The sequence below is a fragment of the Streptomyces sp. NPDC090127 genome (assembly GCF_044746945.1).
In the GTDB taxonomy this organism is placed as follows: Bacteria; Actinomycetota; Actinomycetes; order Streptomycetales; family Streptomycetaceae; genus Streptomyces.
The window spans coordinates 437,607-463,063 of the sequence record NZ_JBIVDE010000001.1; the positions used below are offsets into that span (position 1 = coordinate 437,607).

At 74.4% G+C, this 25,457-nt stretch carries 19 protein-coding genes; 2 read left to right on the forward strand and 17 right to left on the reverse strand.

The window, feature by feature from the left end; all coding sequences use genetic code 11:
* Window positions 1–487: 487 nt before the first annotated feature.
* From ACIPPS_RS01920 to ACIPPS_RS01955, 8 genes are all read right to left on the reverse strand, one after another.
* The gene (locus ACIPPS_RS01920; protein ID WP_401425634.1) at window positions 488–1,048 is read right to left on the reverse strand and encodes a phage tail protein I; all 561 of its coding nucleotides are present in this window, start codon (window positions 1,046–1,048) and stop codon (window positions 488–490) included.
* Window positions 1,045–3,009 (reverse strand): putative baseplate assembly protein, encoded by a 1,965-nt coding sequence (locus ACIPPS_RS01925; RefSeq protein WP_401425636.1) that lies wholly within the window; start codon window positions 3,007–3,009, stop codon window positions 1,045–1,047. The genes ACIPPS_RS01920 and ACIPPS_RS01925 overlap by 4 nt, the downstream gene beginning before the upstream one ends.
* On the reverse strand, window positions 3,009–3,431 hold the full coding sequence (locus ACIPPS_RS01930) for a GPW/gp25 family protein (protein WP_401425639.1): 423 nt from the start codon (window positions 3,429–3,431) through the stop codon (window positions 3,009–3,011). The genes ACIPPS_RS01925 and ACIPPS_RS01930 overlap by 1 nt, the downstream gene beginning before the upstream one ends.
* On the reverse strand, window positions 3,428–3,739 hold the full coding sequence (locus ACIPPS_RS01935) for a PAAR domain-containing protein (protein ID WP_401425642.1): 312 nt from the start codon (window positions 3,737–3,739) through the stop codon (window positions 3,428–3,430). The genes ACIPPS_RS01930 and ACIPPS_RS01935 overlap by 4 nt, the downstream gene beginning before the upstream one ends.
* Before the next feature lie 131 nt (window positions 3,740–3,870).
* Complete coding sequence (locus ACIPPS_RS01940) at window positions 3,871–5,649, reverse strand: VgrG-related protein (protein ID WP_401425645.1); 1,779 nt, start codon at window positions 5,647–5,649, stop codon at window positions 3,871–3,873.
* The gene (locus ACIPPS_RS01945; protein WP_401425647.1) at window positions 5,646–6,365 is read right to left on the reverse strand and encodes a LysM peptidoglycan-binding domain-containing protein; all 720 of its coding nucleotides are present in this window, start codon (window positions 6,363–6,365) and stop codon (window positions 5,646–5,648) included. Before ACIPPS_RS01945 ends, ACIPPS_RS01940 begins: the two co-directional genes overlap by 4 nt.
* A 36-nt stretch (window positions 6,366–6,401) precedes the next feature.
* On the reverse strand, window positions 6,402–6,827 hold the full coding sequence (locus ACIPPS_RS01950) for a phage tail protein (RefSeq protein WP_401425649.1): 426 nt from the start codon (window positions 6,825–6,827) through the stop codon (window positions 6,402–6,404).
* Window positions 6,828–6,898: 71 nt separating this feature from the next.
* A complete protein-coding gene (locus tag ACIPPS_RS01955; RefSeq protein WP_401425651.1) occupies window positions 6,899–8,965 on the reverse strand; it encodes a hypothetical protein in 2,067 nt (688 codons plus the stop codon).
* Between ACIPPS_RS01955 and ACIPPS_RS01960 the strand changes: the two genes are divergently transcribed.
* Window positions 8,958–9,650 (forward strand): hypothetical protein, encoded by a 693-nt coding sequence (locus ACIPPS_RS01960; protein WP_401425653.1) that lies wholly within the window; start codon window positions 8,958–8,960, stop codon window positions 9,648–9,650. The genes ACIPPS_RS01955 and ACIPPS_RS01960 overlap by 8 nt on opposite strands.
* A gap of 675 nt (window positions 9,651–10,325) precedes the next feature.
* Here the strand turns inward: ACIPPS_RS01960 and ACIPPS_RS01965 are convergent.
* The 8 genes from ACIPPS_RS01965 to ACIPPS_RS02000 all read right to left on the reverse strand — a co-directional run bounded on the left by ACIPPS_RS01965 (window position 10,326) and on the right by ACIPPS_RS02000 (window position 20,286).
* A complete protein-coding gene (locus ACIPPS_RS01965) occupies window positions 10,326–10,484 on the reverse strand; it encodes a DUF6760 family protein (protein WP_018492281.1) in 159 nt (52 codons plus the stop codon).
* On the reverse strand, window positions 10,481–10,993 hold the full coding sequence (locus tag ACIPPS_RS01970; RefSeq protein WP_401425655.1) for a hypothetical protein: 513 nt from the start codon (window positions 10,991–10,993) through the stop codon (window positions 10,481–10,483). Before ACIPPS_RS01970 ends, ACIPPS_RS01965 begins: the two co-directional genes overlap by 4 nt.
* The gene (locus ACIPPS_RS01975) at window positions 10,990–11,430 is read right to left on the reverse strand and encodes a phage tail protein (RefSeq protein WP_401425658.1); all 441 of its coding nucleotides are present in this window, start codon (window positions 11,428–11,430) and stop codon (window positions 10,990–10,992) included. The genes ACIPPS_RS01970 and ACIPPS_RS01975 overlap by 4 nt, the downstream gene beginning before the upstream one ends.
* A gap of 22 nt (window positions 11,431–11,452) precedes the next feature.
* Window positions 11,453–13,009, reverse strand: a complete 1,557-nt coding sequence (locus ACIPPS_RS01980; RefSeq protein ID WP_401425660.1) for a phage tail sheath family protein — start codon at window positions 13,007–13,009, stop codon at window positions 11,453–11,455.
* A 123-nt stretch (window positions 13,010–13,132) separates the two neighbouring features.
* Window positions 13,133–15,448 carry an AAA family ATPase gene (locus ACIPPS_RS01985; protein WP_401427156.1) on the reverse strand — a complete coding sequence of 772 codons (2,316 nt, stop codon included), beginning with the start codon at window positions 15,446–15,448 and terminating at the stop codon, window positions 13,133–13,135.
* A gap of 59 nt (window positions 15,449–15,507) precedes the next feature.
* Window positions 15,508–16,260: a DUF4255 domain-containing protein gene (locus ACIPPS_RS01990; RefSeq protein ID WP_401425663.1), complete on the reverse strand. Its 753-nt coding sequence runs from the start codon at window positions 16,258–16,260 to the stop codon at window positions 15,508–15,510.
* Window positions 16,257–19,439, reverse strand: coding sequence for a hypothetical protein (locus tag ACIPPS_RS01995; RefSeq protein WP_401425666.1), 3,183 nt, complete (start codon window positions 19,437–19,439; stop codon window positions 16,257–16,259). The genes ACIPPS_RS01990 and ACIPPS_RS01995 overlap by 4 nt, the downstream gene beginning before the upstream one ends.
* Window positions 19,440–19,641: 202 nt before the next feature.
* On the reverse strand, window positions 19,642–20,286 hold the full coding sequence (locus ACIPPS_RS02000) for a response regulator transcription factor (RefSeq protein ID WP_401425669.1): 645 nt from the start codon (window positions 20,284–20,286) through the stop codon (window positions 19,642–19,644).
* A gap of 192 nt (window positions 20,287–20,478) precedes the next feature.
* Here ACIPPS_RS02000 and ACIPPS_RS02005 point away from each other — a divergent pair, with 192 nt between their 5' ends.
* Window positions 20,479–21,816 (forward strand): hydrolytic protein, encoded by a 1,338-nt coding sequence (locus tag ACIPPS_RS02005; protein WP_401427159.1) that lies wholly within the window; start codon window positions 20,479–20,481, stop codon window positions 21,814–21,816.
* Between the two features lie 227 nt (window positions 21,817–22,043).
* Here the strand turns inward: ACIPPS_RS02005 and ACIPPS_RS02010 are convergent, their stop codons facing one another.
* On the reverse strand, window positions 22,044–25,256 hold the full coding sequence (locus ACIPPS_RS02010) for an AfsR/SARP family transcriptional regulator (RefSeq protein ID WP_401425671.1): 3,213 nt from the start codon (window positions 25,254–25,256) through the stop codon (window positions 22,044–22,046).
* Window positions 25,257–25,457: the final 201 nt, after the last annotated feature.

Genomic DNA, 25,457 nt, shown 5'->3' on the forward strand with positions numbered 1-25,457 from the left:
CGCGCCTGCGCTCCGGCTCCTCCTCGGCGTTGTCCGGCTCCGTCTCCTGCGGGAGTGGGACCCGGACGTCGGGCAGTGCGTTCGCCGGGAGGTCCGGCAGTGCGTCCGTGGGGAGTTCCGACGTGAATCCCCTCAGCAAACCCCTCAGGAAGCCCGGCTGCGCCTCCTCCGGGAGCTCCCTCCGGAGGTCCGCAGGGACGTCCGGAGGTGCGTCCAGCGGGGCGTTCAGCGGTGTGTTCGGCGACGCGGCCAGGAGGGTGTTGAGGGGGGTGCTCGGGGGGAGTTCCGGGGGGGCCGGTGGGGGTGGTGGGCGGTGGTCGCCGCGTTCGGACGGAGGCTCGGAGGGGGCCTCGCGGGTTTCCCTCCGGGGGGACGTGGGGCTGCTGGGCGTCGGCTCGTCCGACCAGCCCACGTACGCGCCGCAGTTGCCGCAGAAGTCGTCCGTCGCGCCGTTCACCGTGCCGCAGTCGGGGCAGGTGCGCATGGGTCAGCTCCCTTCCTCGGGTGGGCCGGGGAGGATCTCCACCCGGCAGGTGAGGTGGACCGGGCAGGAGGACATGACCACCTCCAGGACCTGGTGTGCCGTGATCGTCCGGGAGTCCGTCGGCCAGGCCCTGACCAGGAGTTCGCCCGCCGGGGCCGGGGGGAGCTCCGAGTCCGGGGTGTTCGACCAGGTCGCTCCACCGCCGTCGACGATCTCCGCCTCCGCCCCCAGGCAGAGCCGCAGACGCTCCACCAGGCCTCGGCGGGTGCCGCGCCAGCGGTGGAGTTCCATCGCCCGGGCCACCACCGTGCGGGCCAGCTCCTCCGGCCACTCCTCGTCCAGGTCCACCCCGACCCAGGTCGCGAGCCAGTGCAGGAAGTCCGGGGGTGTCAGAGCCGGGTCGAAGTACGCCGGGAGGTTGTCCAGCGTCGACAGGACCGGGGCCAGGACCGTGTCCAGGCCCGCCGTGAAGCGTTGCGCGAGGTCGTCGTCCGCGTACAGGGCCGGCAGCAGGGCGCCGATCGGGTGGCGGCTCGGCAGGCCGGGGATCGCCGCTCTGGTCACGCGCCGCCGCCCAGGTCCCCGGGGGCCACGACCACCTGGTGCTGGTACGAGAAGACCAGGGCGTTGCGCGCCACGTCGATCCGCTCCACCGGGGTGCCCCGGCGGCCGGTCACCGGGTCGGCCGGGAAGAGCCGGACCTCCTCCACCAGGGCGTTGCGCGCGGCCCGTTGGAGGACCGCGAAGACCTCGCCGTACTGGACGGGCCTGCCGAAGGGCCAGCCCCTGCCGTCCGCCCCGCCGTGCAGCGGGTTCAGGTGGCGGAACAGCGCGTCCAGCGCGGCCTCCCGCACCCGGTCCACGTCCTGGGGCTCGGCGATCATCCGGGCGACCACCGTGACGCCCTGGTAGGCCGGCGGTTCCACGACCAGGCGCGTGCCGACCAGGCGGCGCTCGTCCAGCGTCGCCGTGATCGCCGACAGGACCTGGTCGGACGGGATCAGCTGCTCGAAGCGGAGGCGGTCGTCGCCCTCGTCCGCCACCGCGTCCGGGACGATCAGCACCCGTACCGCGCCGCCCTCCCCCGCCACGGCCGGCAGGCAGCGGACCCGCTTCACCGAGGGGGCCGCCTCCCGGGCGATGAACTCGTAGTCCTGGGCGGTCACCGCCCGGTCCCGTACCCGCAGCACGTGCGGGGCCCGTACCTTCGCGTTGTCGACGGTCTCGCCGTCCACCCCGCCGCGCGCCGCCTCCCGGTTCTCGACCCGGGCGATGTACGGGACGGAGCTGCGCAGCACCGAGATCGCGCCGCGCGCCACGTTGCCGGCCGCGCCGCCGCCCGTGCGGTAGCGCGGGACCCGCACCTGCGCGCCCTGGTCGGGGACCGCGCCGTAGGTGCGCAGGGTGCCGTCCGGTTCCCGCAGCGCGGGCGGGAAGGTGAACTCGCCCGTCGTGGCGTCGACGACCACGTGCCGGTCGGCCGGGGACGAGTCGCCGAAGTGGGCGACGGGGGTCCAGGTCTGCCAGCCGTCGGCCGAGGAGACCTCCACCACCGGCGGTTCGCCGTCGAGCAGGAGCGGCGGGCGGGGCAGCCGGAACCGCTGGCCGGCCACCCCGTCGGAGGCGCCCAGCAGGGTGTCGTGGACGGCCTCCGCGTGCTCCACCGTCATCGTGCCGCCGACGGTGAACACCTCCGCCTCGCGGACGGTCGGCGACTCCGAGTAGAACGGCTGGCCCTTCTCCGGGGCGATGACCCGGCAGCGCAGCCAGCCGGCCCGGTGGCCCGCGACCACGGAGGCGGTGTGCCCCGCCGGTACGTACACGATGATCTCGCCCGGCCGGTTGAGGCCGCCCGTGGTGTCCGGGCCCGTCTCGCACCGCACCCAGCGGGCGCCGTCCCAGGCCTCCCACACGAGCGGCGGCTGCCGGGGGTCGACGCCGACGCCCTCGACCTGGCTGTCGAGGCGGACGGCGACGATGCAGTGCGGCACGGCCGTCGGCAGGCCGAACAGCAGCGCGTCGCCGGGGGCCGGGGAGGCCTGGAAGCAGGGGATGTCCCGGCCCTCGCCGAGCGCGGTCGTCCGGTCGGTCTGCTCGCCGCCCGCCCAGGCGGTCACCAGGCGCACGAGGGAGCTGGGCACGATGGGCAGGTCGGCGACGGTGCCGAACACCACCGCGTCCTCCGTCTCGCTCCGTACGGTCGCCACCTCGATGCCCGCGCGCAGCATCACCGTGTCGGGCTGGGGCGCGGACAGCCAGAAGTCGACCTCCGCCGTCGCCGCCGTCGGCGGGAAGAGCGTGACGCCCAACAGGTCGAGGAAGGCCATGTAGTTCTTGTCCGGCACCCGGTTCAGCCGGTAGAGCAGCTGGTCGACCATGTACGCGAAGGTCTCGATCAGGGTGACCCCGGGGTCCGACACGTTGTGGTCGGTCCACTCGGGTGTCCGCTGCTGCACGTACCGCTTCGCCTCGTCGACCAGTTGCTGGAACCGTCGGTCGTCCAGGTGGGGTGAGGGCAGGGCCATCAGCGTCCTCCTGCCTCGTCGGAGCCCTCGGTGGAGGGGATGGAGTAGAAGGGGAAGACGAGGTTCCGCAGGTCGTTGGTGGACCGCACGGTGTACCGGACGTCGATGTAGAAGGTGCCCTCGTCGACGGCGTCGAACGCGACGACCACGTCCTCCACCTCGATCCTCGGCTCCCAGCGTTCCAGCGCGATCCGGACCTCGTGGCCGATCCGGCCGGCGGTCTCGCCGTCGCCGGGCGCGAAGACGTAGTCGTGGATCCCGCAGCCGAACTCGGGGCGCATCGGGCGCTCGCCCGGCGCGGTGCCGAGGACCAGCCGGATGGCCTCCTCGATCTCCCGGTCGCGCTCGACCATGCCGATGCCGCCGGTCGGGCTCACCCGGAGGGGGAAGCCCCAGCCCCGGCCGATGAACTGCTCGCTCACACCGGCCCCCCGATGACGACGTTGAACGCACCGGTCACGATCTGCGCCCCGCAGGTCGTCTGGTCCCGTGCGCAGGCCGCGGGCAGCCCGCCGATCAGTACCGCTCCGGTCACGGCGACGCGCGGGTTCGGCATGATCACGTTCCCCGGGCCGAGGTAGGCGTGCGCCGCACAGGCGTGCAGGCTTCCGGTCACCGCGGCCGGCTTGCCGCCGATGAGCACGGTGGGGACCATGACGGCGCCGGGCGGCGGGGTGCCGATGACACCGCCGTGGGCCGTGGGGTCTCCGACGCGGGCTGCGGGAGGCATTCGCTTTCTCCTTGCTGAGGGTGGCGCGGTCGTGGTGGGTGGGGGCCGCGGTGGGAGCGGGACGTGCTTCGTACGGGCGGGTGATCGCGGGACGTGCTTCGTACGGGCGGGTGATCGCGGTCGCTGTCACGTCAGTTGAGGCGGATCATCCTTGCCTTGATCGTCGCCAGCAGTCCGCCGTCGACCGTGACCCCCGTCTTGCCGTTGATGTTCACCGACCTGCCGTTCAGGTCGATCGTCCCCGTGCCCGCGTCGAGCGTGATGCCCCGCGGCGTCAGCGTCACCGAGCTCAACGCCCGTCTGCCGCCCGGTCCGAACACCGTGAGCTCGATCTGGTGGAGGCGTTCGTCGAGCTTCACCTCGAGTCGTTTGTCGCCACTGGCCAGGCGTACCCCGGACGTGCCGCGAGGGGTGTCGAGCAGTTCGAGGCGGTGGCCCGAACGGGAGACCAGCGAGCGGCGTTGGACCTTGCCGCTCGTCCTGTCGACCAGCGGGACGTCGTGCGGGGACGGCTTGTCCACGCCGTTGTAGAGGCCGCCGAGGACGTACGGGCTGTCGAGGAGGCCCTGCTCGAAGCCGACGAGCACCTCGTCGTTGACCTCCGGGCTGAACACCCCTCCCCCGCCCTGGCCGCCCCACTGGACGGTCCGTACCCAGTCCGTCACGTACGTCGCGTCGAGCCAGGGGAACCGCAGCTTCACCCAGCCGCGCTGGCCGCCGCCCGTCTCGCGGATGTCGGTGACCACGCCGATCGCCAGACCCGGCATGCGCGGCCCGCGCGCGGGCGCGTTCCCGCCGGTGGCGAGGCCGGTGACCGAGCGGTCGGGCGAGGAGCTGACGACGACGGTCGTGCGGTAGCCGCCCTGCGGCTCCAGGACGTGGTGGGCCGAGGTCGCCGTGTACCGCCCGGAGAACTCCTTGCCCACGTTGCCCAGGGCGACCGGCTTGCCGGCCCGCAGCTTGGGGTTGCCCTCGGCGACGGCCTCGATCTCACCGAACCCGGCGCTCACCGACGCGGCGACCGAACCGGCCACGGCCGTCGTCTCCGCCTGCGTACGGTACGGGGTGTCGGTGACCGTGACCTTGGCGGACGGGCCGAACTTCGACGCCACCGAGGGGCTCATGCCGGGGGTGACGGTGGTGGAGCGGACGGCCGGCCGGGTGGCCACCAGCGGGGTCTTGGTGGTGACGTTCCAACCGCGCACCTCGACGTTGCCCGCCCCGTCGGCGCCCGTCAGGACGGCCCGCAGGGCCAGCAGGTTGCGGCCGTACTCCAGGACCATCGGGCTGCGGGTCGCCGGAGTGGACGGGGCGGGGGCCGACGCGGCCGGCGTCGGCTTGACGAACTGGAGCAGCCCCTTCTCGTCGACCCGCACATGGGCGCCGCTCTCCCCCGCCAGGTACTGGAGGAAGTCCCAGTCGGAGACGTTGGGCTGGGACAGCTGCTGGTGCGTGACGGGCGCGGCCTCGATCGTGCCGCAGGCCAGCCCCGCCCCGGCGGCGACCTTCCGGACGATGTCCGCCGTCGTCATGTTCCGGTACGCGACGACCTTGCGGCCCCGCTGGAGCCGGTGCGCCTTGGAGTACGCCCGGATCACGGTGAACGAGCCCGTGGTGTCGGTGTCCAGCTCCAGGGCCGTCACCTCGCCGGTGAACAGCCGCTCCCTGGCCTTGCCCTGGACGGTCACGACCGAGATCTTGAGGGGCGTGCCGATGGTGATGCCGGTGGCGGTGAGCAGTTCGTGGTTCGGGTCGCGGTAGGTCAGCAGCGCGGTGTCCGGCAGTCCGACGTTCTCGTCGACCACGCAGCTCACCAGCTGTGCGATCCAGGCGGGCGGCAGCTCGGCGGGCGCCTCGACGATCGGGTCCGCCGCGAACGACCGGCCGCCCCGCTCCTCCGTGGAGTTCATCGCTCCTCCTCCGCTGTCCCGTCGGCGGTGCCGGGCACGATCAGTTCCGAACCGGGTACGAGCACCATGGGGTCGTCGATGCCGTTGGCCTCGGCGATGGCGCGCCAGGCGGTGGCGTCGCCGTACTCCCGCCAGGCGAGCAGCGGCAGACTGTCGCCGGCGACGACACGGTGCGTACGGCGTGCCTCGCGCGAGCCCGACGTCGGGTTCTGGCCCGGGGCGTCGACGCTCGCCTCCTCGATGGAGAGCGAGCAGGTGGCGCGCAGCGGCTTCCCGTCGACGTCGAACAGGGTGTAGTTGACGGACAGGTTGGACAGCACGCCGTCGAACGAGGTCGTCTTCGACGTGCCCCACTCGAACCGCACCCAGGGGCTGGCCGGGGTCTTGCGGGCGAGGCTGGCCTTGGTGGGCACACAGGCCACCATCATCTGCTGCACGGCCTTCTCGACGGAGTTGTCGTGCTTGGCCGTCCCGTCGAGGAAGACCTCCAGGGAGAGCGAGCGCGGTCCGCTGCCGACGAACTCGGGCAGGGCCGACTGGCCGGCCATCCGGGAGGGCGTACGGCGCCACTCGGTGGTCTTGCTCAGGGACAGGCTCGACGGGTTGAACTGCAGCTTGACGCGGGCGAGGGTGCCGCCCGGCTTGGCGCCGACCTTCGCGGGCGGCTCCATGATCGTCAGCTGGGCTCGGGCGCGACTGGCTCGGGCGGGTGCCATCTCGTACGTACCTCCTCTCGTGGACGGTGCCGGATGTCAGGACGGGCGCAGGCCCTCGTGGGCGATCTCCAGCGTCTCGATCGCGGCCTGCGAGTTGGCCGGGTCGAAGGACGGGCCCTGCCAGCGCACCGGGACGATGCCGAGCACCTGCCAGCTGACGATCCGGCTGAGGTCGGGCCTGAGCGCGACGATCTCGCCGTCCTTGGGCTCGACGCGCTGGATGATCTCGTCGAGCCAGCGGGCGATCTTGGCCGTGTCCGCGGTGACCGGGCGGGACAGGGTGATGTTGGACCAGGTGATCCGGCCGGGCAGCTGCCAGGTGAAGCCGTTGTTGCCGCCCTCCGCGTACTGCTCCATCTCCACCTCGGCGCCCAGACCCGAGCAGGTGTGGAAGGCGCCCAGGTCGTTGCCGCCGATCGCGAGCCGGAAGAACACGCTCGTCGCGACGATGCTGTCCGTCATCTCTCTCTCCTTGCCCCCGAGGGGGCGCGTTCTGTGTGCCGGGTGTGGTGCGGGTGGCGGCTCGGGGTGGGTCAGCGGCGGTTGTCGTAGGGGCGGCCGGTGCGTTCCCGTCCGCGGCGCATCTCGGCCCGGAGCAGTCGGGCCACCGGGTCGATCAACTGCCGGGCGAGTTCGTCGAGTTCACGGCCACCCTTCGGGGAGGTGGTGGGCGTGTCGGTGGACGGGGCGTTCTTGGCGGGGGCGTGGGCGGTGCCGGCGGCCTGGGCCGGGGAGGCGGAGCGGGCCACCGGGGTCACCGGGACGCCCTGCAGGCCCGCGTCGGCCATCCGCTGGACGGCCTTGGCCTGGAGCCGCTCGGGGGCGGCGGGGCGCGCGACGACCGGGGGCGCGGGCGGCTCGGCGACGGCCCCGGCGCCCCGCGTGTACGTCAGCGGCTGGGCGGCCAGGCGCTGTACCGGGGCGGTGGCCCGACCCGCGGCCGGGACGCCGGTCGACGAGGACGCGCTCTGGTCGAGGCGTACGACGGGGACGGCCGGGGTGGTCCGGGCGGTCGGGGCCGTCGGGGTGGACGGGGTGGTCGGGGTGGTTCGGGCGCTGCCGGCTCCGGGGGGTGCCGAAGCTGCTGCCGGGTCCGGCGCGGTGGCGCGTTGGACCGGCGGGAGGGACCCCGGGGCCGACCGCACGGCGTGCGGGGAAACGACGGAGGGCGCCGGCCGCAGCCGGGCGAGCAGGCCGCGCCCGGGCGGTGTCGGGCCCCCGGCGGCCCCGGTCGGGCGCGGGGCACGGGCGGCGCGCTGGACGGCCGGCTGCGGCGCGGGAGGCGCCGGGGAGGCGGGAGCGGGGGCCGCCACCGGGTCGGGCGGGAGGTCCCTGCGCCAGGTGGCCGCGACCACCGGGCGGGCGGGGGCCCCGGACGCCGAGGGCGTGGGCGCCGACGCCGAGAAACCGGCGGGGGCTCCCGTACCGACGACCAGCGGTCGGTCGGCGAGAAGGCTGCGCGTGCGCTGGACGAGGGGGACGACGGGGGCGCTCGCGCGGGCCGCCGGGGTACGGGACGTGGAGTCGGCCCGGTCGGCGGGGCCGGGGGCGGGGGTCCGCTCGACGGTCGGTCCGGACGACGCGTCCCCCGACGACGAACCGCCGGACGAGGGGGCCGAACCCTTCTCGACCGCACGCGACACCGGGATCAGCGGCTCGGATCGCGCCGTCGAAGGAGCCGCGAGCGGAACCCTCGGAGCGGCCGAACGCTCCTCCGCCGCACGGGAGTCGGTGCCGGTCGACGGTCCCTGTGCCCGGGTCCCGGTGGTGGGTCCACCGGCGGGGCCGGGTGTCCCCTCCATCGCGCGGGACACGGTCAGCGGCTCCGGGTGGGCGTCCGCCGGATGCGCGAGCGGGACGGGGGTGGAACGCGGCGACGGGGCCACCGCGTCGGGTGCCCGCTGCACCGCCGGGGTGCCCGAGGGCGCGGGGGTCGATCCGGTCGAGGAGGGCTCCGGGGCGCCGGGGGTCGGGCCGGTCGCCGTCTGCTCGGCGGGGCGGGAGCCGGCCACCAGAGGGTGCGGGCGGGCGTCCGGACCCGTGTCCGGGGTGCCGAAGCGGGGGCGTACCGGCGCCGTGGTGTCCACGGACGGGGGCGTGGGCGCGCCGGCCCGGTTCGGGAGCGTGCGGCGCTGGACGGCTGCCGGGCCGCCGAGCAGGGGGGCCGCCGTCGGGGGGAGTTCGCGGAGCGGGGCGCCGAGGCCGGAGCGGGCCGGCCGGGGCGGGGCGGTCTTCGTCGGCGTCTCGGGCGGCGCGGGCGCGGGCTCGGGCTCGGGCTCGGGCTCGGCCATCCTGCGCATGACCGGCATCGCCTGCGCCTCGCCGCCCGCCCCTGCCGGGGTCGGGGTGGCCGGAGTCGGGGCGGTCGGGGTCGGGGGCGACGTGGTGCCGGCGCCGATCCGCCGTGCCGTGGCGGGCAGTTCGCCGATCGGTTCGCCGAGGCCCGGGCGGACCGGGGGGCGCGGGGCCGGGGCCGCCGAGGCCGGGGCCGCCGAGGCCGCCGGGGCCGGCTTCTTCTGTACGGGGCTCCCGCCGGGAGACGGAGAGGTCGCCCGGTCGGCGGCCGGGGCCGGTGTGCGCGGCGGTACCGCGGTGAGCACACGCGGTGCCATGGCCGGGCGGCGGGCCACGACCAACGGGGCGGCGACCGGGCGCGGGCGGACAGGCGCCGGCCGGGTCCGCCGAGGGGTGGCGGACGATGCGGAGGGGCGGGGCGAGGAGTCCGTGGCGGAGCCGCCCGGATCGGACGGCCGCGCTGCCGCGCCGACGACGGGCAGCGCGCCGGACGCGGGGCTCGCGGGCGTCACCGGGGTCGCGGACGAGGCCGGTGTCTCGGACCCCGTACGACGGGACACGACCAACGGGTCGGACACCGACGGCGTGACGGACGGCAGGACCGACGGCGTACCGGACGGACCGTTCCCGCCCGTGCCCGGCCCGGACGCCGCCGGGCCGCCGGAACCCGCACCCAGAACGGGCGCGGCCGGCGTGGGCGTCACGGGGGTCACAGGCGTCACCGGGGTCGCGGATGAGCCCGGCGCCTCGGAGCCCGTACGACGGGACACGACCAACGGGTCGGACACCGACGGCGTGACGGACGGCAGGACCGACGGCGTACCGGACGGACCGTTCCCGTCCGTCCTCGGCCGGGCTCCGTCCGGGCCCGGGCCCCGACCCGCGCCCAGGACGGGCGCGGTCGGCGCGGGGCCGCCGGGTTCCGCCGGGGCGGGAGGCGGCGCCGCCTGCCGTGGGCCGCCGGACGGCGTCGGTGTCTCGGGTCCCTGACCGGCCGTACGACGGGAGACGACCAGCGGATCGGCGGTCTCGGGCCGGGCACCCGCCGCCGGTGCGGCGGATCGCCGGACCGGCGCGGCGGATCTCTGGACCGGACGCCCGGAGCCCGCCCCCGGGCCGCTCGGACCCGTGCCGGCCGGACCGCTCGGGCCTGCGTCCGGGCGGCCCGCCTCCGGTTCCGCGTCCCCGCCCACCGCGCGCAGCAGCAGCGGGCCGCCGCCCTCGACCGGTGTCGGGCGCGAGGCGCTCGCCGGGCGGGCGACGCCGTGGATGAGGCCGGCGGGCGCGGACGGCATGAGGCCGTGGCCGAGCTCCGACGTGAGCGTGGGGTTCTGCCACGCGGAGAGCCCCGAGCGGAACCGGAGGCCGTCGCTCACGCCCAGGGTCGAGCGGGCGATGGTGAGGGGCGGCGAGGCGACCTCGCGCCAGCCCCCGTCCCAGTCCGGCCGTCCGGCCGGGGCCTCGGGCGAGGCGGCCCGAGCGGACTCCCGTACCACCGCGTCCCGGGCGGCGGACCCGGACGCCGAAGCCGAGGCGGACGCCGACGCAGACGCCGACGCCGACGCGGACGCCGACGCCGAGGCGGACGCCGAAGCCGACCCGGAAGCGGACGCCGATGCGTCGTCGTCCCGCCGGAACCTGTCCCAGAAGCCCATGGCCCTCACCTCACCCGCCCTCGTTCACCCGTGTGTTGATCCGCGCGATCTCCCTCACCCACTGCTGTCGTTCCGCGTGGGTGAGGTCGAGGATGTCCTCGCGCTGCCAGTGGAAGTGGTAGGCGACGTACGCGATCTCCTCCCGCAGCCGGGGAAGGGCGTACGTCACGATTCCCCCAGGCGCCCGCCGGAGAGGTCCACCTCGAACGAGTCGTGGCAGTGCGGGCAGGTCACCGCGGCGTGCGTGTGGCCCTCGCTGTTGATCCGCCGGTAGAAGTCCTGGAGGAAGGCGACGTCCGTCGCGTACATGCGCTCCACGACCCCGGCGTGCACGTCGGTGATCGTGCCCAGCTGGGTGATCACCTGGCTGAGCAGCACCACGCTCAGGTACGCCGGGTTCTCCTTCACCCGCAGGTCGATCTGCGGACGCAGCTCGTCCCGGGCGGTCGCCAGGCGCATCGAGCCCGTGCGGTGGACCGTGCCCTCGTCGTCGACGTACCCGCGCGGCAGCTCGAAGGTGAACTCCGTGCGGAGCTCCTCGCGTTGCCTCGAGGGCGCCGAGGCGGGCGGCGGGGCCGCGGCCGGGGCGGCCGCCGGAGCGGCCGCCGCGCGTTCCGCGGCCGCGGCGGCTTCGAGGAGTTCCTCCAGGCCGCCCGAGGTGACCGTCCTGCGCCTCATTCGATCACGATCTCCTCGAACGTGATGGTCACCGTCTCGGTGGCGGCGCTGGACTCGCCGGCCTTGAGCGAGGGGCCTTCCCACTTGCTCGCCCAGCCCTGCATCAGCTGGATGCGCCGGACGGTCTCGCCGGCCGCGTCCTTGATCTCGATCGTGAGGTTCTGCCGGGCGCTGTCGACGGCGCCGTTGTCCAGCGTCTCCTTGATCCACTTGGTGAACTCGGTGCTCTTGTCCATGCCGCGGGTGATCGTCACCTCACCGGCCTGTCGGGCACCGGGCTGCTTGCGGATCAGGAGCTTGCCGTCGGGGGTCACCTGCCGGACCTCGACCACATCCTCCTCCATGGTCATCCCGCTGATCTCCTGGATGGACTCGACCATGTAGCCGCCCAGCTGGACGCCGAAGATATGAGTGGAAAGAGCGTCGCCCTCTGCCATGACTGCTTGTCACCTTTTCCTGTTACTCGTTGACGAGGCTGGTGCTGTCGGAGAACTGCGAGAGCCGGAAGATCACGAACTCGGCGGGCTTCACCGGAGCCACCCCGATCTCGCAGATCACCTGGCCGAGGTCGACCGACTCCGGCGGGTTGTTGTCCCGGTCGCACTTGACGTAGAACGCCTCCGACGCGGTGCTCCCGAAGAGCGCGCCCCGACGCCACTCCTCGCTGAGGAAGGCGGTGACGTTCCGCCGGATGCTGGACCAGAGCCGGTCGTCGTTCGGCTCGAAGACCACCCACTGGGTGCCCAGGAGGATCGACTCCTCCAGGTAGTTGAAGAGCCGGCGGACGTTCAGGTAGCGCCAGGCCGGGTCCGAGGAGAGGGTGCGGGCGCCCCAGATGCGGATGCCGCGGCCCGGGAAGGCGCGCACGCAGTTCACACCGATCGGGTTGAGCAGGTCCTGCTCGCCCTTGCTGAGACGGATCTCCAGGTCGACCGCGCCGCGGATGACCTCGTTGGCCGGGGCCTTGTGCACACCGCGCTCGCCGTCGCTGCGCGCCCAGACACCCGCGACGTGGCCGCTGGGCGGGACGGTGGTGTTGCGGCCGGTGGCCGGGTCGAAGACCGAGATCCAGGGGTAGTACAGGGTGGCGTAGCGCGAGTCGTAGCCCGCCTCGTCCTGGCGCCAGGTGCGGATCTTCTGCGCGTTCATGTTCGGCGGGGAGTCCAGGACCGCGACCCGGTCGCCCATCTGCTCGCAGTGCGAGATGACGGCGAGCTGCACGGTCCTGACGCCCTCGGCGTCGATGTCGCCGCGCTGGTGGGCGCTCATCAGGTCCGGCACCGCGACCATGGTGATCTCGTCGATGGCCTCCAGACCGGCGAAGCCGGTGCGGGCGGAGGCGTCTCCGACGTACTCGTTCGGGTCGAGCCGGCCGACACCCCCGCCGGGGGTCTGGGTGGCCGGGGCCGCGGCCGGGGCGGCCCGCAGCGTGAAGGTCTGCTTCTCGGGCCGGGTCTGGGCCGTGCCGGGCTGCTCGGCGACCTCGATGAGCTTCGACTCGCGCACCTGGTTGAGCAGGTAGCCCTTGACGTTCTTGCGGACGGAGACCTCATACGTCTCCGCCACCTTGCCGCCCTGGCGGACCAGCAGCTTGAAGCGGTCCTCCGGCGGGTTCTCGCCGTCGGCGTCGGCGATCTCGACCGAGACCTCCGCTCCGGCACCGGCGCGGGCCGACACCAGGAAGCCGCCGATGGCGGTGGGCGCGGGCGACGGGAGGGCGGCGGGCGTGGTGCCGTCGGCCTGGTCGGCCGCCGGGCCGCCGACGCGGACGACGTACGCCGTACCGCCGCCGTTGGCGAAGTAGCCGTAGACGGAGTGGGCGAGGTAGGTGCCCTCCGTGAAGCCGCCGAACGTCTGGACGTACTGGTCCCAGTTGGTCACCAGCGTCGGACGGTGGAAAGGCCCCTGCTCCGCGAACCCGACGAAGGCGGCAACCGCGGTGCCCACACCTTCGATCGGCCGCGCACCGGACTGCACCTCCTCCACGTACACGCCCGGGGTCAGGTACGACGGCATACTCGCTCCTTCAAGTGGCCACTGGGTCACCAACGAGTCTCACTGCCGTGATGTGCCTGGTCATAGGCCCGGAGGTCCCCGCCGAAGGGCAAGGGCGCTGCCTGAACGGGCAGGTGGGCTGCCTCAGCCGATCACCGCCGCGCGGTCGCTGTGCAGCCAGGGTCCGAACTCGCTCTCCAGGACCAGCCGGCCGAGCTTGCGGTACTCCTGGAGCACCGCGGAGACGACCTGCGCCATCCCCAGAGGCCTACCCGCCTCGGCCGCGAGATACGCCGCCGTGACCGCACAGGCTCGGATCGAACCGCCGGCGAGCTCGAAGCGGTCGGCGCAGAAGGCCAGATCGAGGTTGTCGTCCCGGGGCATCTCGGGACCCAGGCAGCGGTCCCAGAGCGCGAGCCGCTGCCGCGCGTCGGGGATGGGGAAGTCGGCGATGACGTCGATCCGGCGGGTGAACGCCTCGTCCAGGTTGGCCCGGAGGTTGGTGGTGAGGACGGCGATACCGTCGAAGGACTCCATCCGCTGGAGCAGGTACGCCGATTCGATGTTGGCGTTGCGGTCGTGCGCGTCCTTCACCTCGGAGCGCTTGCCGAAGATCGCGTCCGCCTCGTCGAAGAGCAGGACGCCGTTGACCTCGGAGGCCTCGACGAAGATCCTTTCCAGGTTCTTCTCCGTCTCGCCGATGTACTTGTCGACGACCGTGGAGAGGTCCACCACGTAGAGCTCCATGCCGAGTTCGGCGGCGACGACCTCCGCCGACATCGTCTTGCCGGTGCCGGACTCGCCCGCGAACAGGGCGATCACTCCGCGTCCGCGCCCGCCGCCGGGGCGCATCCGCCACTGGCCGAGCACCTGGTCGCGGTGGCGGGCGCGCAGGGCGAGTTCGCCGAGCTGGCGGCGGGTGGGCGGGGGCAGCACGAGGTCGTCCCAGCCGACGCCGGGTTCGATGCGGCGGGCGAGGCGTTCGAGGCCGGCGCCGTTCTGGCCGCGGACGGCGGCCCGCAGGTCCTGCGGGCCGACCGGGCGGCGCTCCGCCGCCGCCGCGCGGACGGCGACCGTGGCGGCCTTGCGCACCTGCTCGGCGTCGAGACGGTACGAGGCGACGGCCGGGCCGAGGTCGTCCTCGGCCGGCACGGCGACGGGCGTACGGACCGTCCGGGCGGCCTCGGTGAGCGCGTGGCGCCACTGGGCGACCCGGCGGTCACCGGTGGGCGGGCCGACGGTGAAGGGGACGGGGCTCTCGCGCGACCACAGGGGGTCCCAGTTCTTGGACCCGTGGGTGATCAGCGGCACGCCGGTCGTGGTCGCGCACAGGTCGCGCAACCAGCGTGCCCGCTCGGGGCGTTCGGGTTCGAGCGCCTCGATCGGGCCGACGACGACTCCGCCGCCGGACAGCCGGGCCTCGGTCGCGAGGAGCTGCGGCACCCGGGCGGCGTCGGCGTCCATGGCGAGCGCCGACACGTCGAGGACCAGCGGCCGGCGACCGGCGGCGGCGAGCGCCTCGACGGCGACCCGGCCTGCGTCCCCGCCCCTCGCCCGGACATGGACCGGGCCGCGGCCGGTGGTGGCGGCCCGGGCGACCCGCAGCGCCGTGGTCTCGTACGGTCCCGGGCCGGCGGAGCCGGTGTCGAGGAGACCGGCGAGCCGGGCGTCCGGCTCGTCGTCGCCGAGCAGATGGGCGGCGACGCGGTCGGGGACCCGGAGCGTCCTGGAGAGGAACGGCCGGTCGGGCTCCGTGATCTCCAGGAGACCGCCCGCGACGAGGGGCGCGGTGGCGGAGAAGCGGAACCGTCCCCGGCCCGCGACGGGCAGCCCGCACAGGTCGAGGGCGAGGCCGATCGTCGGGCGCCGCCGGGTGAGGTCGTCGTTGAGGTAGCCGTACAGCGCCTCGAAGCGGGCGTCGACGTCGGGGGCGAGGGCGACGAGGAGCAGCTCCTCGTCCACCGGGGAGAGCGCGAAGGCCTCGGCGAGCCGGCGCAGCCGGGAGCCGGGGGCCGCGGGCGTCTCCCCGCCGGCCGCCGCGAACGGGTCCGCCGGGTCGCCCCTGTCGGCCGGGCGGGTCCCGCCCACCCGGCCGACGCCGGAGACGGAACCGGCGTCGGAGACGGAATTGGCGTCGGGGGCCGAGTCGGCGCCGCGCGGCGGGTCAGCCGGCTCCACGCCGGAGACGGAACCGGCGTCGGGGACGGAACCGGCACCGGACCCGGCGTCGGGGACGGAACCGGCACCGGACCCGGCGGCCCGGTCGGTCGCGGGCAGGTAGGCGGCCGGCGCGCGCAGGATCCGTTCCGCGCCTTCCGGGGTGAGGTACTGGCCCCGGTAGGGGTCGTCGGGGGTCGGGTCGGTCGCGTGGCGGGCCGCCACCGCGTCGCGGACCCGCAGCTCCACGCGGGCCAGCCGCTGCCAGAGATACGTAAGCCCGGCCGGGTCCCCGTCCACCACGTCCGCGTCCCCGTTCCCCTCACGCGTCACGTCCACGTACGTCCGTACGTCGTCCTGGATCACCGCACCGGCCCCCGACGGCGGCGGGCGGCCTCCGAGCTGCCGGCGCGCTCGGTGGTGGCGCCCCGCTCGGGCCGCTCGGCCGGGTCGGGCCGGTCGCGGCGGGCCGCGAAGCCGTGTGTGCCGGGGTCGGAGACGCCGTCGTAGCGCAGTCGGCGGTCCGGCTCGGCCGTCGTCGTGTCGGTCGTGCCGGCGGTCCGTACGACCAGACCGTCGGTCACCGGCGGTGCGGCGGCCACGCGTTCGCCGGCCATCGGCGCCAGGACCCTCAGGTCGATCGAGGCCTTGAGCTCGCCGCCGAGGGCCGACCACACGTCACCGGCCGAGCGGCCCTGCTGGGCGCCGCCGGCCACCTCGATGGGCACCGCGAGCCCCATCTGGACCAGGGTCCCGGTGTGCAGCCGGGAGGGCAGCACGTCCGTGCGGGCCAGGCAGCGGAGCACCTCGGAGAGCAGCCGGTGCTCGTCCTGCGGCCGGTTGGTCCAGGCCGTCACCAAGTAGGTGAGGTCGAACCAGCGGGGCGGGGTGCGGCGGGCCACCGTCATGCCGTGCTCGTCGTACTCGTCCACCGTGCCGGTCCGCCGCCTGCCGACGTCCTCCCTGATGTCGTAGAGGAAGACGCTGATCGTGGGGGCGTTGCGGCGCGCCGCCCACTCCCGGGTGGGCGGGTCGAAGACCAGGTCGACCCCGCTCTCCGTGAGGCCCGACTCGGTGAGCAGCAGGCGGACCCCCTCGTCGATCTCGTGGATCACCGGCGCGCCACCTCGTCCGGCGGGGCGACGTTGCCGGTGACCACCAGGAAGGGTGTGGTGACCGGGGAGAACCCGGCTCCCTTCGCGGTGATGATCCGCGGTCCGGTCTGGTCCTTGGCGAGGATCAGCAGCTGGGCGATGAAGGTCCCGTCGGCGCGGGGGACGGTGGGCACGGCCGCCGCGGTGATGCCCGGCTTCCAGCTGAGCGTCACCGGTGTGCCGGGCGGGAAGTCCTTGCCGCGCACGGAGGTCACGAAGCCCGGCTTGCCGATGGGCGGGACGGCGATGATCTTCGGCTGGAGGATCCGGATCCGCCGGGTGGCGGTGTTGTCGGAGAGGTCGGCGTCCGTGCCGGAGGTGGTGATCCGGCCGTTGACGGTGGCCGTCAGCGCCTTGTCCGGGGACAGCACGATCGTCACGACGGTGGAGGCTCCGGGCGCGAGGTCGCCGAGGGCGCACACACCGTCGACGCAGCCGGCGGGCGCCTTCCCGGCCGGGATGGTGCCGGGCAGGCCGAGCCGCAGGGACAGGCCGGTGGCGAGCGCCTCACGGCCGTTGCGGACGGTGTACGTGACGACCACCCGGCCGCCGACGTAGCCCGGTTCGGGCTGGGCGGTGACGGTGAGCCCCGGGCCGGCCTTCGGCGCGGGCGGCGGCGGGGTGGGCTTCGGCGGCGCGGGGGTCGGCGTGGTCGGCGGGGTCGGTGTCGGCGTGGTCGGGGTCGGCGTCGGCGTCGGGGGCAGCGGGGCCTCCTCGACGGGGACGAGGGTCCGGGTCGCGTTGTCGTCCGGGCTGCGGTCGATGACGGCGCCCGTGACGGACCAGTCGAGGGCCTGTTCGCCGGGGGTGAGGCCGGTCAGCCGCACGGTGATGGTGACGTTCTCGCCGGGGGCGAGGGCACCGAGGTCGCACTGGGGCGAGCCGGGCTCGCACCGGCCCTTCGACGGGGTCATCCCGTCGAGGCGCACGCCGGGGGGCACGACCGCGGTGAAGGTGGTGCCGGGGGCGGCGGACGGGCCCTGGTTGGTGACGGTCACGGTCACGGTGCCGGTCTCGCCCTCGGTTACCGGGTCGGCCGTGGGCGGCGCGGTCACCGTGAGGTTCACGGACTGCTGGTACGCGGGCTCCTTCTGACGGCCCGGCAGGGCGGTGGTCAGCGGGGTGACCGCGCCCGTCGCCACCTCGACGGTGGACAGGGACTCCGGCGAGTTGGCCGCGAGGGCCCGGCGGGAGCTGAAGACGAGCCGGCTCGCGTCCGGCGACCAGGCCACGTCACGCGCCTGGAAGGGGCCGGTGGCGGAGGTGTCGGGGACCTCCCGGCGGCAGCCGTCCGGGTCTCCGCTCCGGCCGGTCGGCAGGAGGACCTGGCAGGCGCCGTCGCCCAGGTCGGTCAGCAGGACGCTGTTGCGCTCGTTGACGCGGCCGCCGCCGTCCTTGCGGTTGAAGGCGAGGCGCTTGCCGTCGGGCGAGAACGCGGGGCTGTCGTCGATCACCTGGCAGGTGCCCGGGCAGAGTTCGGCGCTCAGGTTCCGCTGCCGACCGAGGTCGTTCACCGGCACGGTCCAGATGTGCTTGTTGCCGCCGACGCCGTCGATCACCTGGTTACGGGTGAAGGCGAGGGTCGTGCCGTCCGAGGACCAGGTCGGCTGGGCGTCGCCACCGGTCTGGCCCGCGGGCGGGCGGACCTCGTCGACGAGGTCGCCGGTCGTGGCGTCCGCGATGAGGATGCGGCCGGGTCCGGACGCGCTGCCGACACCACCGGGCGAGGTGCGGGTGAAGGCGAGGAGCTTGCCGTCGGGTGAGAAGGTGGGGTCGGTGTCCCAGTCCTTCTCGCCGCGTCCGGCGAGCGGCACGCGGGTGGGGGCGGAGCCGTCGGCGCCGGTCAGATGGATCTGCTCGATCCGGCCGGTCTCGGGGTCGCCGTCGAAGCGGGTGACGACGATCCGCCGGCCGTCGGGGGTGTAGTTCTGCCGCTCGGTCCACGGGTCGTAGCCCGCGGCCGGGTTGAAGAGCGGGTCGGCCGCCGGGTCGGTGTTCGTGCGGGCGGCCGGGTCCTCCCGGAGGACCTTGAACCCCAGGTCGCGCGGGTCGGAGCCGTCCGGCCGCACGTCCTGGAGGTGGACGTGGGAGCGGGCCTCGGGGGTGATGCGGGTGACGACGACGGAGCCGCCGTTCTGGGGGCCGAGCCAGGTCGGGGAGTCGACGAGGCGGTCCTCGTAGAGGACGACCTGCGCCGTGGTCGTGGAGTGGGCGACGGCCCGGTAGACGGTGTCGTACGGATTGGTGCAGCCGCAGGGCCCGTTGATGCTGAGGAAGAGGATGGTGTCGCCGTCGGGCTGCCAGGCGGCGGCCCTGGTGTTCCAGCCGCCCTGCTCGCCCGAGAGGAGCGGGCCGTCGGCGCCCTGGCCGGACGTCACCCGCAGCCGGGGTCCGCTCTCCGCGCCGCCCGGCGCCAGGGTGAGGGTGTAGGCGACGAGGTCGCGGTTGACGGTGTCGTCGACGGGGTTCCACGCGGGGTCGTCGGCGTCGCCGGCCGGGCCGTCGCTGATCCGCTCGGCACTTCCGCCGTCCAGCTGGCGCCGGAAGATCTGCCGGCCCCGCAGCGGGTCGGCGTCGCTCGCGTACGCGATCCTGGCGCCGTCCGGCGAGACGGTCGGCGCGGTCTCGTTCACGGGGGTCTCGGTGAGGGGGCGCGCCCCGTTCCCGTCGGTGCCCACGATCCACAGGTCGCGCTGGGTGCCGCCGAGACCGGGTTCGGCGGAGTCGAACACCACGAACCGGCCGTCCGGGGTGAGTTCGGGGTTGGCCGCGTCGCGGTCGGAGGTCAGCTTGCGGATGCCGCCGGCGGCGTCCCGCAGGTACACCTGGGGACGCACGCCGTCGCGCAGACTGGTGAAGACGACCTGGTCCCCGCGGGCGGAGGCCTCGGTGTCGTAGTGGGCCGGGCCGGGGCCGAGCAGCGGTTCGCTGGTGGCCGGCGCGGTCCCGGTGACCCGCCCCATGGAGCGGTGCTCGGTGCCCGCGTAGGCGATGCGGCCGATGTCGTCCGCGGCCTCCGCCGCGCGGGCGGGGGTCGCGGCCTGCGGCGAACTCACCGCGAGCAGGGGCACCATCACCGCCAGGGCGACGGCCAGTCGGCCCACCCGGATACGGCCCGCCGGGCGTGGGGTGCCGGTCACGTCCACCTCGCAGTATGAGAACAGTTCACCGTGGTCGAGCGTCACAGTCCCCGGCGGGCGGCGACAGGCCGCGAGTACCCGCACCGGGGGAAGCGTCCGCTGCTCTTTCGGGCACTCGTACGGGCCCGGGGGCTCGTACGAGTCCGGGCCGGCGTCCCCCGGGTCCGGGCCGGCGCCGCGGCGGGCGTCCGGGGCGGTCGCGTCATATGAGCCCGTGGCGCATCGCGTAGCCCACCGCGTGGGCGCGGTTGCGCAGTTGGAGCCGCGTGGTGACCTCGTGCAGCACGTTCTTGACGGTGCGTTCGGAGTACGAGGTCTTCTGCGCGATCTCCACGGTGTCGAAACCCTCGGACACCAGCCGGAGCATGTCCGCCTCACGGGTCGTCAGGGTCGACAGGGTAAGCCCGCGCGGGTCGAGCACCGTCCGCTGCAGGCTGCTGACATGGGCGAGCAGCTTGCCCAGCAGGTCGCCGGGGAGCACACCCTCGCCCTTCGCCAGCGCCGTGACCAGGTGGACCAGCCGGTCCTGGTCGGCCTCGGCGCGGCGCAGCACGGCAGCCACCGAGCACTCGATCATCGTCTGCAGGGCCCCGGCCTCGAACTTCCCCACGACGAGCCCGGTGCTCGTGGAGGTGTTGCGCTGGAGGCGGCGCAGCAGTTGCACGGTCGAGTCGTCGACGGTGTCGACCACGACCAGGGTGGCCCTGGCCTTGTCGGCGTCCGCCTCGGGCAGCAGCTCCACCTCGGGGCGCCGCCGCAGCTGCTCGATGATTCCCGCTTGCAGGATCAGGTCCTCGGCGTAGACCGAGACCGACACCCTGGCATCGCACTGATCACTGTTCGTCATGTGTTCCACCCGTTTCTCGGAGTCCGCCGGCCGGTAGGTGTGCGGCCGGCGGGTGTTTCAGTTGGGGCGCTCGGCTGTGCGCCGATGGTCCTCGGGGGCATCGGGGCTGCCCGGTCGTTGTCCCCCGCGCCCCTCGTGCGGGGCGCGGTCGCGGCCTAGGTTCCCGGGGTGACCACTTCTGCCGAACTCGTAATGCCGACCGTGACGGTCTCGCCCGGCGGCGAGGCGACGACCACCCTGAACGTCCGCAACGACAGCGACATCGTCGAGGCGTACACGTTCACGGTGGTCGGTGAATGCGCCGCGTGGAGCACCGTCGAACCGGCCCGTGTCTCGCTGTATCCCGGCACCTCGGAGACGGTCACGGTGCGGCTCGCGCCGCCCCGCTCCTCCGAGGTCCGTGCCGGGGAGAAGCCGCTCGGCGTGCGTGTCCTGCCCGTGGAGCACCCCGAGAACGTCGTGGTCCCGGAGACCACGGTGACCGTGGAGGCGTTCCACGAGATACGCCGGGAGCTGGAGCCCCGCCGGCGGCGCGGCTGGCTCGGCGCGCGCTACCGGATCGCCCTGCGCAACCAGGGCAACACCCCGGTCTCGCTCGCGCTCTCCAGCCGCCAGGCCGGCGAGGAACTGACCCTGCGCACCACCCCGCAGCGGCGGCGCCTCGAACCCGGCGAGTCCGCCGAGGTCGGCCTGAAGGCACGGGTCCGCTCGCTGGTCTGGTTCGGCGAGCCCGTGAGTTGGCCGTTCGAGATCGAGGTCGCCGACGCGGCCGAGGCCGAGGCCGAGCAGGTGGCCGACGCCGGCGCCGGGGAGTCGCCGAAGAGCGACGAGCCTCCGGTCGCGCGGTCGGCCGTGCAGCCCGCCCCTGCCGGGGTGGTCGAGGGCGAGTTCGTCCAGCTGCCCCTCCTGCCGAAGTGGCTGCTGATCCTGCTCGCGCTGATCCTGGCGCTGCTGGTCGCCTGGTTCGCGCTGGTCCGGCCCGCGGTGCGCAGCGCCGCGAAGGAGGCCGCCACCACCGCGCAGCGGGAGGAGGCCGCGAAGCAGGAGGAGCAGGCCAGGCAGGAGGAGCAGGCCAAGCCCAAGCCCAGCGAGAACCCCGGTGGTCAGGGCGAGGGTTCCGGCGGGCAGGGCGACGGCGGCAGCGGTACGGGACCGGGCGGCACCGGGCGGGGCGAGCAGAGCTCGGCGACGATCGACGTGCTGACGGGCGCCGGCGGCAAGAAGGCCGGGACGTACAAGGTGCCCGAGGGCAAGGTGTTCGGGATCACCGACATGGTCGTGGCGAACTTCCAGGGCGACGAGGGTGTCATCACGATCTCGTTCGGAGAGCGGAAGATCACCACCATCGCGCTGGAGACGTTCCGCAATCAGGACTACCACTGGGTCACCCCCATCGACATCCCCGAGAACTCGACCGTCACCGCCGAGGTGACCTGTGCGAAGCCGGGCACGCCGGCCACCGGGCAGCAGGCCTCCGGCTGCCACGAAGTGCTGAACGTCAGCGGTGTGCTCCGCGACCTCCGACCGTAGAAACGGAACGCAGGGCAGTTTTGTTCGACGAATCGGGGACAGAATGCCCTGATCTGCGGAGTCGTCCGGAAAGCATCGAACAAATCGGTCTTCCGGCACCCGCATCGGAGAACGCCGTGGCTGGTTCCTTTCGCCGGCCACGGCACCTCCCCCCTGCTTCCCCGATCGGTACGAAGCAGCAGGGTAGGCAGGGCCCAGTGCCGAAAAAGTGACGTCCGCCCGATGCCTCAACGGGGGCCTCCGGACGGGCCGTCGACGGCTGCTGGAGACGCCGGACGCGCGAGCCGTTCCCGCACCTGGCGGGCGTCGGGGTGGCCCAGGTGCTCGAAGAGTTCGGCCGCTTCGCGCCAGGCGACGGCAGCGGCCTCCGGGTCGCCCGCGCCCGCGTGGCTGTCGCCGATGTGCGTGAGCGTGTCGGCCTGGAGACTGAGGTCACCGATGTCCCGGTAGAGGGCGAGCGCCTTCCCGTACCCCGCGAGGGCCTCGCGGTACTCCCCCCGGTGGTGCCGGGCGTAGCCGAGGCTGTCCCAGGCGGCCGCCTCGCCGTTGCGGTTGCCGTTCCGCCGGTGCAGGACGACGGCCCTACCGCAGTCGTCCAGCGCCTGTTCGTAGGCGCCGGTCAGGATGTGGGTCCAGCCGATCTCGTTGAGGACGGCCGCCGCGCCCGTGCGGTGCCCGGACCCCGCGTACAGCTCGGACGCCAGCCGGTAGTGCTCCAGCGCCTGCGCGTGGCCTCCGGTGGAGTTGCTGAGAAAGGCCAGATTCCGGTGGGCGGTGGCCCGCAGGTCCGGCTCGCCCGCGGCGGTGAAGCCGTCCAGGGCCCGCGACAGCGTCTCGTGGGACTCCTCGTACCGGCCCAGCCGGCAGTACGCGAACCCCAGCGCGCGCAACGCGTACGCCTCGCCCAGGGAGTCGCCGGCCGACCGGGCGGCCCGCAGGGCACGTTCCTGGATCTCCCGCTGCTCGTCCCAGCGGCCGGCCCGGTCGAGGAAGAGCTCCAGGGTCGCGGCGAGACGCCAGCAGAGCCCGTCGCGGTCGCGGTCGGCCCTGTCCTGTGCGTCGCGTTCGCCTGCGCGGTCGCCCTCGCGCCCGGCCCTGCCCTCGCCGTCGCGCCCGGCCCGGCGCTCGCCGTTGCCGTCGCCCTCGCAGCCGTGCTCGCGCTCGGTGTCCGCGGCGGCCCGCTCGACGGCGGCCAGCAGCACCTGGCGCTGTCGGTGCAGCCACTGCGCCGCCTGCCGCTCCCGGGTCAGCTCCTCCGGCACGACACCCTCGCCCGGAGGCGGCAGCGGGACGCGGTCGCGGTACGGGGCGAGGAGGGCGTCGGCCGCCTGGGCACTGTGCAGATGGTGCTCGACCAGACGGCGCCGGGCCCGCGCCCGGGCCCGCTCGTCGTCCCGGACGAGGCTCAGCTCCTTGGCGTACGTCCGCAGCAGCTCGTGGCAGGAGAAGCGGCCGGGCGCGTCCTCCGACAGCAGGTGGCTGTCGACGAGTTCGCCGATCTGACGGCGGGCGTCCCTGACCGGCACGCCGGCGAGGCTCGCGGCGGCGTGGACGGAGAGCTCCGGACCCGAGTGCGCGCCGCCGAGCAGCCGGAACAGCCGGGCGGCGGCGGGGCTGAGCGCGCGGTAGGACCAGGAGAAGACGCTACGCGCGTCACCCCTTGCGTCGCTGCTGGTGAAGGCGTCCAGGGTGCCCCGGGTCGCGCGCAGTTCCTCGGCCATGTCCTCCAGCGCGAACCGGGGGTTGATCAGGGCGCGCGCGCCGACGATGGCGAGGGCGAGCGGCAGGTGTCCGCACAGCTCGATGATGTCCTCGGCCGCCGCGGGCTCGGCCGCGACCCGTGCCTCGCCGAGGCGCCGGGTCAGGAACTCGATGCCCTCCGCGCGGGAGAGCACCTCCAGCCCGATGAAGCGGACGGTGTGGGTGACGACGAGGCCGTCGAGGCGGTGCCGGCTGGTGATGAGCGTCAGACAGCCGGCCGCGCCGGGGAGCAGGGGTCGTACCTGCTCGGAGTCGCGCGCGTTGTCCAGCAGGATCAGGAGCCTGCGGGGTGCGAGCAGGCTGCGGTAGAAGGCAGGGAGCGCCTCGGGGCGGTCGGGAACCCGCTGCGGCGGGACGCCGAGCGCGGAGATGACCTCGCGCATGACGTCGGGGGCGGCGAGCGGCGCCATGGTCGGGTGGAAGCCGCGGAGGTTGACGTAGAGCTGGCCGTCGGGGAAGCGGTGCGCCACCTGGTGGGCCCAGTGGACGGCGAGCGTGGTCTTGCCGACGCCGGCCATGCCGCTGATCGCGACGATGGAGGCGGGGGCGGCGGTCGCCTCGGGGGCGGCGTCAGTGTCGACGAGGGTACGGGAGAGCTCCAGTTCGCCGGCCCGCCCGGCGAAGGTGGCGATGTCGGCGGGCAGTTGGGCCGGCAGGACCGGGGGAGCGACGTCCGCCAGGGGCCCGACCGCCGCGTCCCGCTCCCCCACGGTCGCGCCATCGGCGCCTTCGGAGCCTTCGGCGGGCACGGCGGGGAGGGACGGCGCGGGCATCGTGACCGGCCGGGCGGGCACGGCCGGCGCGGTGGGCGCGGTGGGCGCGCCGGTCACGCTGGACGCACCGGTCACGCTGGACGCACCGGGCGCGCCAGGCGCACCGGACGCACCAGGCCCATCGGACACCACCGACGGTCCGACCACCGGCACCGCCTGTCGTAGGACCCGGTCGTGCGCCGCGCGCAGTTCGGGGCCCGGGTCGACGCCGAGTTCCCGCGCCAGTCGGGAGCGGACCGACGCGTGGACCGTCAGGGCCTCCGCCTGCCGGCCGAGCGCGGCGAGCACGGTGATCAGCCGGGCGTGCAGCGCCTCGTCGAACGGGTAGTGGTGCGCCGCCTGGTGGAGCAGCGACAGGACCCGTTCGCCGTGGCGGTGGTCCGTCGCCAGGGCCACGTCGGCGGCCTCCTTGACCGCGGCCAGGTACTCGTGGTTGAGCGCGGTGAAGAGCGGGTGCGCGGCCACCCTCGGGGCCAGTCCGGTGCCCGCGAGCCCGCCCCACATCCCGAGCGCGTCGACGAGGAGGCCCACGCCCCTCGCCCGGTCGCCGCCCGTGATGGCTCGCCGGGCGTCCTCGCGCAGGGACCGGAAGTGCAGCAGGTCCAGCTCGCCGGCGTCGACCCGCAGGCGGTAGCCGCCGGCTCCGCGCAGCAGGCGGCGGGCGTCCGCCCTGCTGGGCAGCTCCGGCTCCAGGAGCCTGCGGAGCGCCCCGACATGGCGGTGGATCACGTTGACCGCGCTCCCCGGCGGCTCCTCCCACAGGGCGTCGATCATCTCCTGCGGAGTCAGGAGCCGGCCCGCCCGCGCCAACAGCAGCGCCAATAAGGCCTGTTGCTTGGGAGGCCCCAAGGGCAGCTCGGTGTCCCCCCGCCAGACCCGCACCGGCCCCAGGATCCGGTAATGCATGCTGTCGCCTCTCTCAGCGATGCCGACGGCCGCGACGGGGCCCCCGTGGCACCGGTCACGCAACCTGTCGGACCCGGTCGCGAAAGAACGCTGGTCGCACCGGTGTTCGCCTACGCTACGCGGCGGATCGGCCTCCTCCGCAACGGGGCGCGACCATGGCGTTTCCGTCACGTAACCTTTTGCCCTCCGGCCCCCCGGAGA